General features: G+C 71.6%; 10 protein-coding genes. 5 read left to right on the top strand and 5 right to left on the bottom strand.

The features are described from left to right. Nucleotides 1-65: 65 nt before the first annotated feature. Both ACFTXQ_RS15680 and ACFTXQ_RS15675 read left to right on the top strand, forming a co-directional pair. A complete protein-coding gene (locus tag ACFTXQ_RS15680) occupies nt 66-1,076 on the top strand; it encodes an NADP-dependent oxidoreductase (protein ID WP_382640879.1) in 1,011 nt (336 codons plus the stop codon). A gap of 119 nt (nt 1,077-1,195) precedes the next feature. Beyond that, nucleotides 1,196-3,226, top strand: a complete 2,031-nt coding sequence (locus tag ACFTXQ_RS15675; RefSeq protein ID WP_382640877.1) for a phosphocholine-specific phospholipase C — start codon at nt 1,196-1,198, stop codon at nt 3,224-3,226. On the opposite strand, the gene ACFTXQ_RS15670 is transcribed toward ACFTXQ_RS15675, so the two are convergent. Continuing rightward, nucleotides 3,223-3,768 (bottom strand): GNAT family N-acetyltransferase, encoded by a 546-nt coding sequence (locus ACFTXQ_RS15670; RefSeq protein WP_382640874.1) that lies wholly within the window; start codon nt 3,766-3,768, stop codon nt 3,223-3,225. The two genes, ACFTXQ_RS15675 and ACFTXQ_RS15670, sit on opposite strands and share 4 nt — an antisense overlap. 77 nt (nt 3,769-3,845) lie before the next feature. On the opposite strand from ACFTXQ_RS15670, the gene ACFTXQ_RS15665 reads away from it, so the two are divergent. Then, entirely contained in the window at nt 3,846-4,547 is a 702-nt protein-coding gene (locus ACFTXQ_RS15665; RefSeq protein WP_382640871.1) for a nitroreductase family protein, read from the top strand. Between the two features lie 80 nt (nt 4,548-4,627). On the opposite strand, the gene pruA is transcribed toward ACFTXQ_RS15665, so the two are convergent. Both pruA and ACFTXQ_RS15655 read right to left on the bottom strand, forming a co-directional pair. Beyond that, a complete protein-coding gene (gene pruA, locus ACFTXQ_RS15660) occupies nt 4,628-6,259 on the bottom strand; it encodes an L-glutamate gamma-semialdehyde dehydrogenase (protein ID WP_382640868.1) in 1,632 nt (543 codons plus the stop codon). A 52-nt stretch (nt 6,260-6,311) separates the two neighbouring features. After that, nucleotides 6,312-7,238, bottom strand: coding sequence for a proline dehydrogenase family protein (locus ACFTXQ_RS15655; protein ID WP_382640866.1), 927 nt, complete (start codon nt 7,236-7,238; stop codon nt 6,312-6,314). A 169-nt stretch (nt 7,239-7,407) separates the two neighbouring features. Here ACFTXQ_RS15655 and ACFTXQ_RS15650 point away from each other — a divergent pair, with 169 nt between their 5' ends. Beyond that, nucleotides 7,408-8,895 (top strand): PucR family transcriptional regulator, encoded by a 1,488-nt coding sequence (locus ACFTXQ_RS15650; protein WP_382640863.1) that lies wholly within the window; start codon nt 7,408-7,410, stop codon nt 8,893-8,895. 3 nt (nt 8,896-8,898) lie between these two features. Here the strand turns inward: ACFTXQ_RS15650 and ACFTXQ_RS15645 are convergent, their stop codons facing one another. After that, a complete protein-coding gene (locus ACFTXQ_RS15645; RefSeq protein WP_382640860.1) occupies nt 8,899-9,486 on the bottom strand; it encodes a TetR/AcrR family transcriptional regulator in 588 nt (195 codons plus the stop codon). A 90-nt stretch (nt 9,487-9,576) separates the two neighbouring features. Here ACFTXQ_RS15645 and ACFTXQ_RS15640 point away from each other — a divergent pair, with 90 nt between their 5' ends. Then, nucleotides 9,577-11,133, top strand: a complete 1,557-nt coding sequence (locus ACFTXQ_RS15640; protein WP_382640857.1) for an MFS transporter — start codon at nt 9,577-9,579, stop codon at nt 11,131-11,133. An 83-nt stretch (nt 11,134-11,216) separates the two neighbouring features. Here the strand turns inward: ACFTXQ_RS15640 and serA are convergent, their stop codons facing one another. After that, nucleotides 11,217-12,806 (bottom strand): phosphoglycerate dehydrogenase, encoded by a 1,590-nt coding sequence (gene serA / locus ACFTXQ_RS15635; protein ID WP_382640854.1) that lies wholly within the window; start codon nt 12,804-12,806, stop codon nt 11,217-11,219. Between the last annotated feature and the right edge of the window lie 336 nt (nt 12,807-13,142).

The raw sequence follows: 13,142 nt of genomic DNA, 5'->3' as shown, positions 1-13,142 counted from the left end.
CAACGGCGGCTTCCATGAGCCAAACCCCCTGCCCGGCCCGGTGATTCCCTCCTAGCGTCGGCCCCATGACGAACACCGCTTACGCCGTGCACCAGATCGCCCGCCCCACCGGCTTCCCCACCGCCGACCGGTTCACCATCGCGCAGTCCCCCGTTCCGGAGCCGGAGCCGGGCACCGCCCTCGTGCAGAACCTGCTGCTCTCGGTGGACCCGTACCACCGCGGGATGATGGACGGCGGCGAGGACGGTTTCGAGCTCCACGCCCCGCTGGAGGGCCGGTCGGTGGGCCGTGTGCTCGCCTCCCGCGATCCGGGGCTGCGCGAGGGCGACCTCGTCTTCCACCGGCAGGGGTGGCGTACGCACGCCCTGGTCACGCGCGGCGTCGACGGCACGCGCACGCTGCGGAACCACCTGGACGTCCCGCTGGAGGCGTACCTCTCCATCCTCGGCGGCACCGGCCTGACCGCGTACGCCGCCCTGACCCGGACCGCGGCCCTGCGCGAGGGCGAGGACCTCTTCGTCTCCGCCGCGGCGGGCGGGGTGGGCACGGCGACCGGCCACATCGCCCGGCTGCTCGGCGCCCGCCGGATCATCGGCAGCGCCGGCTCGGCCGCCAAGGTCCGTCACCTCACCGAAGTGCTCGGCTTCGACGCGGCCTTCGACTACCACGACGGCCCGGTCGGCGAGCAGCTCGCGAAAGCCGCCCCCGACGGCATCGACGTGTACGTGGACAACGTGGGCGGGGACCACCTGGAGGGCGCGATCGACGTGCTGCGCGAGTACGGGCGGATCGCCTGGGTCGGCGGGATCTCGATGTACCACGGCGACCGCTCCCCCGCCGCGCCCCGCAACCTCTTCGAGGTCGTGCACAAGTCGCTTCGACTGGAAGGGGTATTGGTTCGCAATCACACCAATCTTCAGAACGAGCTGGAGGATTTCCTCGTCCCCCATCTGCGCAGTGGCCGGATCGGCACCGACACCACCGTTGTCCAGGGAATCGATCACACGGTGGAGGCCTTCCTGGGCATGCTCCGCGGAGACAATCTGGGCAAGATGCTCGTTCGTCTCGACAGCTGAATCCGGCGGGCCGGATGTTCACCGAGTTCTTACCGCACGGATGTAGACCTTTGCGGCCACTGCCGTCACTCTTGCCGTCGATGTGCCAGCGGGGCACTGGAGTTGGAGGCGAGCAGGCAGTGACACCGATCAGCCGCAGAGGGTTCGTGGGAATCGGCGCCGGGCTGATGGCAGGCGCCGCCCTGCCCGCGATCGCGCCGACGACGGCGGCCGCGGCCGCCGCGACGGGCACGATCACCGACGTGAAGCACGTGGTGATCCTGATGCAGGAGAACCGCAGCTTCGACCACTACTTCGGCAGGCTGAAGGGTGTCCGCGGCTTCGGCGACCGCGCCGCCGGCAACATCCCGGGCGGCTGGGGCACCTTCAACCAGTACAACTGGGGCGCCCGCCAGTACCCGTTCAAGCTGTCCTCCACCCCGCCGGCCGGCGGGGCCGACAGCGAGACCCTCGCCCAGTGCACCGGCGACCTCCCGCACAGCTGGAGCTCCCAGCACGGCGCCTGGAACAAGGGCCGGATGGACAACTGGGTCACCGCCGTCGGCAAGACCCACACCCTCGGCTACCTCGACCGCGGCGACATCCCCTTCCACTACGGGCTCGCCGACAACTACACGATCTGCGACGCCTACTTCTGCTCCACGCTCAGCGCGACCGGCCCGAACCGCACCTTCCTGTGGAGCGGCAAGGTCGACGCCTCCAGCAAGGACGGCGGCGACGAGTCCGGGCTCACCTGGGAGACCTACGCGGAGGCCCTCCAGCGCGCCGGCATGACCTGGAAGGTGTACCAGAACGCCCAGGACAACTACGGGGACAACGGGCTCGCCTACTTCAAGAAGTTCACGGACGCGGCGCCCGGCAACCCGCTGTGGGACCGCGGCATGGCCTCCGTCCCGAAGGTCACCGGCTCCACCCCGGACGACATCGCCGCCGCCATCCGCGCCGACGTGGTCGCCGGCACCCTCCCGCAGGTCTCCTGGGTCGTCGCGAACGAGGCCTTCTCCGAGCACCCGTACGCCCCGCCGGGCGACGGCGCGCACTTCGTGGACCTGGTCTACCGCGCGCTCGCCGCGAACCCGGAGGTCTTCGACTCGACCGTCCTCTTCCTCAACTACGACGAGAACGACGGCTTCTTCGACCACGTCCCGCCGCCGGTCGCCCCGCCCGGCACCCCCGGCGAGTACATCGACGGCACCCCGATCGGCCTCGGCTTCCGCGTGCCGATGCTGGTCATGTCCCCCTGGACGCGCGGCGGCTGGGTGAGCTCCGAGGTCTTCGACCACACCTCGGTGCTGCGCTTCATGGAAACCTGGACCGCCGCCCTGGGCACCCCGGCCACCTGCCCGAACATCAGCGCGTGGCGCCGCAAGGTCGTCGGCGACCTGACCGGGGTCTTCGACTTCGCGCACCCGGTCTACGGGGTTCCGGCCGGCCTCCCGCCCACCGCCAAGGTGATCGGGCAGTCGACCTGCGGCCCGCTGCCCAACCCGGTGCCGCAGGACAACGCCCTCCCGGCGCAGGAGCCGGGCACCCGCCCGGCGCGGGCCCTTCCGTACCAGGTGAACGGCAACCTGGACCGCTTCGAGTTCGGGGCGTCCGGCAAGATCCTGGCCTGGTTCTCGATGACCAACCAGGGCGCGGAGGCGAAGCGGGCGGCGCACTTCTCGATCCACCCGCACCAGTACCGGGACACGGCGGCCTGGCAGTACACGGTGGACCCGGGCGCCACGTCGACGGACTACTTCAACATCGGGCTGGGCAGCGGCTCCGGCAAGTACGACATCTCGATGTACGGCCCGAACCGCTTCCTGCGGCGCTTCATCGGGGACGCGACGAAGGCGGGCAAGGCGATCGAGGTCGCGGCCCGCTTCGCGGTCGAGCCGGGCACCGGCAAGACGGCGGTCTACTTCAGGATGACGAACACCTCCGCCGCGCCGGTCACCTTCACGATCCGCTCCAACGCCTACCGCACGGACGGCCCGTGGACGTACACGGTCCCGGCGAACTCCTCGCGCGAGGACTACTTCAACGCGGTGGCGTACTCGGCCGGCTGGTACGACTTCACGATCCTGGCCGACTCCGACGGCACCTGGTCGCGCCGCTACACCGGCCACATCGAGACGGGCGCGGCCGGCATCAGCGGCAGCTAGAGCACGTCCCCGTCGCGCCAGTCGAAATCGAGCCGCCCGGCGGGGTCCAGCCGGATCCCTCCGGGCGGCGCCCAGACGTAGGTCGACCCCTCCTCCTCGGGGAGACGCACGGGCCCGTCCGGCGACAGCGCCCCGATCCGGCCGGGCCACACGGACCAGCCCCGGCCGGCGTAGAGCGCGACCCCGGCGTCGGAGGAGGAGAGCGCCCCGAGCACGTACGCCCGCGCGATGACCCCCTCCAGCTCCGCCATGACGAGCCCGCCGAGCCCGCGGCGGCGCCGGTCCGCCCGTACCGCCACGGCCTCGACGTACCCGGTCCGCAGGGCCCGCCCCCGGTGGACCACCCGCCGCTGGACCACGCTCCCGTGCGCGAGGAGCTCCCCGCCGCCGTACACCAGGGCGTGCATCCCGCCGAGCCCGTGCTCGAAGTCGTCGTCGGAGAAGTCCCCCTCGAACGCGGCATCGAGCAGCGACCGGACCTCCTGGAGCGTTCCGGGGCCCAACTGCGAGGTGTGCGCGAGGCGTGTCCGCGTATCGGTCATGGAACCAGTGTCTCCCCGCCACGAATCGACCGGCACGTTCCTGGCGATCCGCGGGCCCGGCTCAGCACACTCACGGCATGTCGCCCGATACCCAGCAGTGGACGCCGATCCACGGCCAGCCGTACCGCCCCGCCGCCTACCGGCCCGAGCGGATGCCGAGCGCGGAATCCCTCGCCCGCTCCGCCGAGTTGCGGGCGCGGATGGACGAGCGGAGGACCGTACGCCACTTCTCCTCCGACCCGGTCCCCGAGCAGGTGGTCCGGGACGCCGTCGCGTGCGCCGCGACCGCCCCCTCCGGGGCGCACCAGCAGCCGTGGACCTTCGTCCTGGTCAAGGACCCGGCGGTCCGGCAGCGGATCCGCGCCGCCGCCGAGCGGGAGGAGGCGCTCTCCTACGACGGCCGGCTCGGCGACGAGTGGCTCGCGGCCCTGCGTCCCCTCGGCACGGATGCCGTGAAGACGCACCTCACGGACGCGCCGGCCCTCGTCGTGGTCTTCCAGCAGCGCTACTGGCTCGGCCCGGACGGCACGAAGCGCAAGCACTACTACGTGGACGAGTCGGTCGGCATCGCGGTCGGCATGCTCCTGTCCGCCCTCCACCTGTCCGGTCTGGCGGCCCTGGTCCACACCCCGAGCCCGATGCGCTTCCTCTCCCACGCCCTGAACCGCCCCGAGAACGAGAAGGCCTTCGCGGTGATCCCGATCGGCTACCCCGCCGACGACTGCGAGGTCCCCGACCTGATCCGCAAGTCCCTGGACCAGGTCCTCGTCGAGGTCTGACCGGCCCCGGGAACTGGAACCGCCCCCGCTCCGGAATTGGGGGTACCGGAGCGGGGGCGGGGTTCAGGGACGGGCCGGGGTCAGCCCATGTGCGGGTAGCCGTAGTCGGTCGGGGCGACCAGGGTTTCCTTGATGGAGCGGGTCGAGGTCCAGCGCTGGAGGTTCGTCGCCGCGCCGGCCTTGTCGTTGGTGCCCGAGGCGCGGCCGCCGCCGAAGGGCTGCTGGCCGACCACGGCGCCGGTGGACTTGTCGTTGATGTAGAAGTTGCCCGCCGCGAAGCGGAGCTTCTCCATCGCGTCCGCCGCCGCGTAGCGGTCGCCGGCGATGATCGAGCCGGTCAGGGCGTAGGCCGAGACGGACTCCATCTGGGCCAGCATGGCGTCGTAGGCCTCGTCCTCGTAGACGTGGACCGCCAGGATCGGGCCGAAGTACTCGGTCGTGAAGACCTCGTTCTCCGGGTCGGTGCACACGATGACGGTCGGGCGGACGAAGTAGCCCTCCGAGTCGTCGTACGTGCCGCCCGCGACGATCTCGCAGGTCGGGTCGGACTTGGCGCGGTCGATCGCGGCCTTGTTCTTCGCGAAGGAACGCTCGTCGATGACGGCGCCGATGAAGTTGGTCAGGTCGCGGACGTCACCCATGGAGATGCCGTCGACCTCGGCCGCGAAGGCCTCCTTGAAGCCGTCGTTCCAGATGGAGGCCGGGATGTAGGCGCGCGAGGACGCCGAGCACTTCTGGCCCTGGAACTCGAAGGAGCCGCGGGTCAGCGCGGTCTTCAGGACGGCGCGGTCCGCGGACGGGTGCGCGACGACGAAGTCCTTGCCGCCGGTCTCCCCGACGAGGCGCGGGTAGGAGCGGTACTTCTCGATGTTGTTGCCGACCGTCTTCCACAGGTACTGGAAGGTCTTGGTCGAGCCGGTGAAGTGGATGCCCGCCAGCTCGGGGTGGTTCAGGGCCACCTCCGACACCGCGATGCCGTCGCCGGTGACGAGGTTGATCACGCCCTTGGGCAGGCCGGCCTCCTCCAGGAGCTCCATGAGGAGGACCGCGGAGTGGGTCTGCGTCGGGGAAGGCTTCCACAGCACCACGTTGCCCATCAGGGCGGGGGCGGTCGGCAGGTTGCCCGCGATGGCCGTGAAGTTGAAGGGGGTGATCGCGTAGACGAAGCCCTCGAGCGGGCGGTGGTCGCTGCGGTTCCACACGCCGGCGGAGTTCGCGCCGGGCTGCTCGGCCAGGATCTGGCGGGCGAAGTGGACGTTGAAGCGCCAGAAGTCGACGAGCTCGCACGGGGTGTCGATCTCCGCCTGCTGCGCGGTCTTCGACTGGCCCAGCATGGTGGAGGCGGCGAGCTTCTCGCGCCACGGGCCGGACAGCAGCTCGGCGGCGCGCAGGATGATCGCGGCGCGGTCGTCGAAGGACATCGAGCGCCAGGCCGGGGCGGCGGCGAGGGCGGCGTCGATGGCCTCCTGCGCGTCGGCCTGGGTGGCGTTGGCGTAGGTGCCGAGCACCGACTTGTGGTCGTGCGGCTGGACGACGTCGAAGCGCTCGCCGCCACCCATCCGCTTGACGCCGTTGATCGTCATCGGGAGGTCGATCGGGTTCTCGGACAGCTGCTTGAGCTGCGTTTCGAGACGTGCGCGCTCCGGGGTGCCGGGGGCGTACGAGTGGACCGGCTCGTTGACCGGCGCGGGGACCTGGGTCACAGCATCCATGGGGCTGGTAACTCCTTGACCTGGTTCTTGGCTCTTGGCTCTTGGCTCTTGGCTAGTTCTTGGTGATCATCGAGCGGACGAAGAAGAGCAGGTTGGCCGGCTTCTCCGCGAGACGGCGCATGAAGTAGCCGTACCAGTCCGTCCCGTAGGCCGTGTACACACGCATCCGGTGGCCTTCCGCCGCCAGTCGCAGGTGCTCCTCGCTGCGGATGCCGTACAGCATCTGGAACTCGTACTCGTCCAGTTTGCGCCCGGCCGTCCGGGCGAGCTCCTGTGCGATCGCGATGAGGCGCGGGTCGTGGGACCCGATCATCGGGTAGCCCTCGCCCTCCATGAGGATCTTCATGATGCGGACGTACGCCCGGTCGATCTCGGACTTGTCCTGGTAGGCGACCTCGGCGGGCTCCTTGTAGGCGCCCTTCACGATGCGGACGCGGCTGCCGGCGGCGGCCAGCCGGCGGGCGTCGACCTCGGTGCGGAAGAGGTAGGCCTGGATGACGCAGCCGGTCTGCGGGAAGTCGCGGCGCAGTTCCTCGTGGATGGCGAACATCGAGTCGAGGGTGGTGTGGTCCTCGGCGTCGAGGGTCACGGTGGTGCCGATGGCCGCGGCGGCCTCGACGACCGGGCGGACGTTGGCGAGGGCCAGCTCGTGGCCGCCCTCCAGTGCCTGGCCGAACATCGACAGCTTCACGGACATCTCGACGGTCTCGCCGAGGCCGAGCTCCGCGAGGCGCTCGATGAGCTGGAGGTAGGCGTCCCGGGCGGCGTGCGACTGCGCCACCTCGGTGATGTCCTCGCCGACGACGTCGAGGGTGACCTCCAGGCCGGAGCGCGTGAGCCGCTCGACGATCGGGATGACCTGGTCGACCGTCTCCCCGGGGATGAAGCGGTTCACCACGGGCTTGGTCACCGGGGCGGCAGAGACGATTCGGCGCATCCTGTCGCTGCGCGAAGCGGCGAGGATCACGGGACCCAGCACGGGCACCTCCAACGGGTGGCAGAAGAAAGCGCGGTAGAAACCGCAAGTAAAACCACCGTGAAACCTAAGGATCGCTTTGATCCTCTGCCATCGACAGCTGTCACGCATCCGTGTCCCGGATCTCATACATCTGTCTGAAGAGCCTGTCCCGGGGTGGGAGAATGTCCGGGTGAAGGGCGATTACCAGGACCTGGTGGACGAGATCTCGGCGCTGCTCGGCGCCCCTGCGACCCTGGAGAACCGGGACTTCCGCCTCATCGCCTTCGGCGCGCACGACAGCGACGACGACGCCGCGATGGATCCGGTACGGACCCGCTCGATCCTGACCCGCCAGTCGACGGCGGCCGTCCGCTCGTGGTTCGAGGGCTTCGGCATCGCCCGCGCGACGGGCCCGGTCCGCATCCCGGCGGCGCCCGAGGCCGGGGTCTTCCGGGGGCGGATCTGTCTGCCGGTGCGGTACCGGGGCATCGTGCAGGGCTACGTATGGCTCCTCGACCAGGAGCCCGGCCCTGGCGCGGCGGAGCTGGCGGCGGCCATGGAGGTGGCGACACGGATCGGGATCCTGCTCGCCGAGGAGGCGAAGGCCGGCGCGGACCTGTCGCGGGAGTTCCTGGCGGTGCTCACCGCTGCGCGGGGCTGGCAGCAGGACATGGCGGTGGCGGCGCTGCGGGTCGCTCTGGGCGCGGGCGGGGACGGGCTGCACGCGGCGGTGTGCGTGGCGCCGTGGTCCGGGGAGCCGCCGGCTTCGGTGCCGGGGGCGGCGGCGGTGTGCGTGGTCCCCTGCGGGGAGCCGGGCGGCAAGGGCGGTGGCTCGGCCCTGGCGGTGCTGCTCCGGCTGCGCTCGACGGACGCCCTGGCCCCGGCCCTGACGGCGGTGACCCGCCTCCTCCCACGCGCCGCGGCGGGCGCTGCGTCCACCGCCGAAACCGGCGGCCCGCCGGGATCCCGGGACCCCGCGGGAGCGGCGGGTACGACGGGAGCCGGCGGGCCGGCGGGAGCCCGGGGCACCGCGGGAGCGGCGGGAGCCGGGGGGCCGGCAGGAGCCCGGGGCACCGCGGGAGCGGCGGGAGCCGGGGGGCCGGCAGGAGCCCGGGGCACCGCGGGAGCGGTAGGAGCCCGGGGCGCCGCGAGTACGGAGGGTCCCGCGGGAGCTGGCGGGCCGGCAGGAGCCCGGGGCGCCGCGAGTACGGCGGGTACGGCGGGAGCCCCGGGAGGCGCAGGCGTCGCGGGGGGTGTTCGCGCCATGACCGTCGGGGTCGCCGATCCCGTGCGGGGCCTCGCGGAGTTGCCCGGTGCCTGGGAGCAGGCCGTGGCAGCGGCCCGGGCGGCCGCCGCGCAGCCGCGGCTCGGCCCGGTCGCCCAGTGGTCGGCGATCGGCCCCTACCGGCTGCTGGCCGCGCTCGCCGCGGACCCGGTGGACGATCCGGCGGCCCGCGCCCTGCTGGGCCCGGCCCACCGCGAACTCGCCCGCACGGCCGAGGTGTTCCTGGACTGCGCCGGCCAGGCCGGCCGCGCGGCGGCGGCCCTGGGCATCCACCGCCAGACGCTGTACTACCGGCTCGCCCGGGTGGAGCAGCTGACCGGTCTTGACCTGGACGAGGGCGAGGACCGCCTGCTGCTCCACATGGCCCTCAAGGCCTCCCGCCTGCACGGCTGACGGCTACGACGGGTCCCCGCCGGCCGGGTTCAGCATCGCGGCGGCCCTCCGCATGCCCTCCGTGAACTCCTCGGCGGTGGCCGCCGATTCCGGATCGAACAGCCACTGGAGCATCAGGCCGTTCAGCAGCGCCTGGTAAAACGCGCCGAGCGTACGCACGTCCCGCTCGTCGAGCCGGTCCTCCGGGGTGCCGGTCAGCATCGAGATCAGCCCCCGGCGCCCCTCGCCCTGCGAGGCGGCGAGCATGGCCCGCAGCTCCGGCCGCTGCTCCCCGCTCAGGGCCACCTCCATGCTGGCCGCCCACACCGGGCCCGCCTTCTCGTGCTGCGCCAACACCCCTTCCCACAGCGCGCGGAAGCGTTCCAGCGAGCCGCCCTCACCCTCCAGGCCGTCCTGGAAGACCTCCCCCCACTCCTCCATCAGGGCGATGAAGGCCTGGGTGAGCAGAGCGTCCTTCGAGCCGTAGTGGTAGCCGATGGACGCCAGGTTCGTGCCCGAGGCGCTGACGATGTCGCGCGCGGTGGTGCGCACGAACCCCTTCTCGACCAGGCACTTCTTGGCGCCTTCGAGCAGATCTTCGCGATGTCCCATGCCCCACACCGTAGCAAGACGACTGTCCTAGACGGAAGTTCTACACATCCGTCCTAGACAAGCGTTTATGACGTCTGTACATTGCTTCTCATGACGAACCCCGCCGCCACAGCGCGCCTCGCCGGCCGCCGCGAATGGATCGCTTTCACCGTTCTCGTGCTGCCCCTGCTCCTGGTCTCGATGGACGTCTCCGTCCTCTACTTCGCCATCCCGGCCATCACCCGGGAGCTGGACCCCAGCGCCACCCAGCAGCTCTGGATCTTCGACAGCTACGCCTTCGCCCTCTCCGGCCTGCTGATCACGATGGGCTCGCTCGGCGACCGGATCGGCCGCCGCAAGCTGCTGCTGATCGGCGCGACCGCCTTCGGCATCGCCTCGGTCGGCGCCGGCTACGCCACCAGCGCCGAGATGCTCATCGCGACCCGCGTCCTGCTCGGCATCGGCGGCGCGACCCTGATGCCCTCCACGCTGGCCCTCGTACGGAACCTCTTCCAGGACGACAAGCAGCGCGGCAAGGCCATCGCCATCTGGTCGGGCGCCATGACCGGCGGCATCGCCCTCGGCTCCGTGATGAGCGGTCTGATGCTGAACCACTTCTGGTGGGGCTCGGTCTTCCTCGTCAACGTGCCCGCGATGCTGCTCCTGCTGGTCCTCGTCCCCGTCCTGGTCCCCGAGTTCAAGGACCCGGCCCCCGGCCGCTTCGACCTGCTGAGCGTCCCCCTGTCCATGGCCGCCGTGCTGCCGGTCGTCTACGGGCTCAAGGAGATCGCCGCCGAGGGGTTCGGGCCCCTCTACCTCGGCTCGCTCGCCCTCGGCCTGGTCTTCGGCTTCGTCTTCGTCCGCCGCCAGCGCGGCCGTGACGACGCGATGGTCCCCCGCGCCCTCTTCGGCCGGCGCGGATTCGGGGCGGGCATCGGGCTGAACACCATCGCCGCCTTCGCCATGATGGGCTCGGCCTACTTCACCACCCAGTACCTCCAGTCCGTGCTCGGCATGGGCACCCTGGAAGCCGCCCTGTGGAGCCTGGCCCCCTCGGTCGTCATCGGCGCCGCGGCCCCCGTGTCCGCCGCCCTCGCCCAGAAGGTGGAGCGGGCCTACGTCATCGCCGGCGGGTTCCTCCTCGCCGCCGCCGGATTCGCCCTGGTCAGCCTCGTGGACACCGACTCGCTGTGGCTGCTGCTGACCGGCGCCGGGGTGCTGGCCTCGGGCATCGTCACCGTGATGTCCCTGGTCTCGGACATGGCGCTGGCCTCGGCCCCCGCCGAGAAGGCCGGTTCCGCCGCCTCCCTGCTGGAGACGGGCCAGGAGTTCGGCGGCGCGCTCGGCATGGCGGTCCTGGGCAGCCTGGGCACCGCGGTCTACCGCAGCGACCTGACGGGCTCCGAGCCCGCCGTCCGGGAGACCCTGGGCGGCGCGGTCGCCACCGCCCGGCAGCTGGGCGGCACCGCCGGTGAGCAGGTACTGGGCATGGCCCGCGAGGCCTTCGTCCACGGAATGCAGTACGCGGCCTGGGGCGGTACGGCGCTGCTGCTCGGGGCGGCGCTGCTCGCCGCGACGCTGCTGCGGGGTGTCGAAGCCGCGGCTCCGCCCGCGGCCGCGCAGGCCGACGCTCCCGGAGCCGGCGTGCAGGTGCCGACGTACAACTGATCGGTGCGGGTGCGGCCGTGAGGCGGAACGCGAAAGGGCCCGGGGTCTCCCCCGGGCCCTTCGCCGTGTCGTACGGGTACGGATCAGCCGAGGCTGACCGTGCGCGCCGAGACGGCGCCGATCTCGGCCGAGATCTCCGCGAGGACGTTCGCCGGGACCTCCGCGTCGACGGTGAGGACCGCGAGGGCCTCGCCGTGCGCCTCGGCGCGGGCGACCTGCATGCCCGCGATGTTCAGGCCGGCCTCGCCGAGGATGCGGCCGACCGCGCCGACCACGCCCGGGCGGTCGGCGTAGCGCAGCACGACCATGAAGTCGGCCAGCGCCAGGTCCACGTCGTACTCGCCGATGCCCACGATCTTCTGAAGGTGCTTCGGGCCCGCGAGGGTGCCGGAGACCGAGACTTCCTGACCGTCCGACAGGGTGCCGCGCACGGTCACCACGTTGCGGTGGTCCGGGGACTCCGAGCTGGTGGTCAGGCGCACTTCGACGCCGCGCTCCTGCGCGAACAGCGGCGCGTTGACGTAGGAGACCGTCTCGTCGACGACGTCCTCGAAGACGCCCTTGAGCGCGGAGAGTTCGAGCACCTTGACGTCGTGCTGGGTGATCTCGCCGCAGACCTCGACGTCGAGGCGGACCGCGACCTCGCCCGCGAGGGCGGTGAAGATGCGGCCGAGCTTCTCGGCGAGGGGCAGGCCGGGACGGACGTCCTCGGCGATGACGCCGCCCTGGACGTTGACCGCGTCCGGTACGAGCTCACCGGCGAGCGCGAGGCGCACCGACTTGGCGACGGCGATGCCGGCCTTCTCCTGGGCCTCGTCCGTGGACGCGCCGAGGTGCGGGGTACAGACGACCTGGTCCAGCTCGAAGAGCGGGGAGTCCGTGCAGGGCTCCTTCGCGTACACGTCGAGGCCGGCGCCGGCGACCCGGCCCTCCTTGATGGCCGAGTACAGCGCGGCCTCGTCCACGATCCCGCCGCGCGCGGCGTTGACGATGCGGACGGAGGGCTTCACCTTGTGCAGGGCCTCGTCCCCGATGAGACCGAGGGTCTCGGGGGTCTTGGGCAGGTGCACGGTGATGAAGTCGGCGACCTCGAGGAGCTCGTCCAGCGTCAGCATCTTGACGCCCATCTGGGCGGCGCGCGCGGGCTGTACGTAGGGGTCGTAGGCGACGATCTTCATGCCGAAGGCCGACATGCGCTGCGCGACCAGGACGCCGATGCGGCCGAGGCCGACGACGCCGAGGGTCTTCTCGCTGAGCTCGACACCCGTGTACTTGTTCCGCTTCCACTCACCGTTCTTGAGGGCGGTGTTGGCCTGCGGGATGTTGCGGGCGGTGGCGACGAGCAGGCCGCAGGCGAGCTCGGCGGCGGTCACGATGTTCGAGGTCGGGGCGTTGACGACCATCACGCCGGCCTTGGTGGCGGCGGAGACGTCCACGTTGTCCAGACCGACGCCGGCGCGGGCGACGACCCGCAGCTTCCTGGCGGCGGCGATGGCCTCGGCGTCGACCTTGGTGGCCGAGCGGACGAGGATCGCGTCGACGTCGGCGATGGCGGGCAGCAGTTCGGCGCGGTCGGCGCCGTTGCAGTGCCGGATCTCGAAGTCCGGGCCGAGCGCCTCGACGGTGGCGGGCGACAGCTCTTCGGCGATGAGTACGACAGGTTTCGAGCTCACGTGGGTCCTCACAAGTCCAGTGCGGACGGCCGTCCCGACGGCCGCAGGCGGTGGAGGGGGTAGCCGCGTGGAAGACGCACGACACTGTGGGCCTGACGCGTTGTGTTGAGCAGTGTATAAGCGCTGACGGACCGGATTTCCGCCTGTACGGAAGGATCACCCTTCCGTGGTTGGCCGGGTTGGACAAGCCGGGCGCGCGCGGAGCGCTTTTCGGCCCGTCCTGGCTGTGCGGCGGGGGCGGGACGCACCCGCCCCGCCCCCCCCCCGCGGGGTGGGGTATCGGGGGGGTGGCCCCCCCGCAGGTGCGTGGGCCGCCTCTTGGCCGGGGTGTGCCGC

The organism is Streptomyces sp. NPDC057010 (assembly GCF_042673805.1).
Classification (GTDB): Bacteria; Actinomycetota; Actinomycetes; order Streptomycetales; family Streptomycetaceae; genus Streptomyces.
Note: the sequence above shows the minus strand (reverse complement) of the source record. Positions and strands in the feature narration are given on the sequence as shown.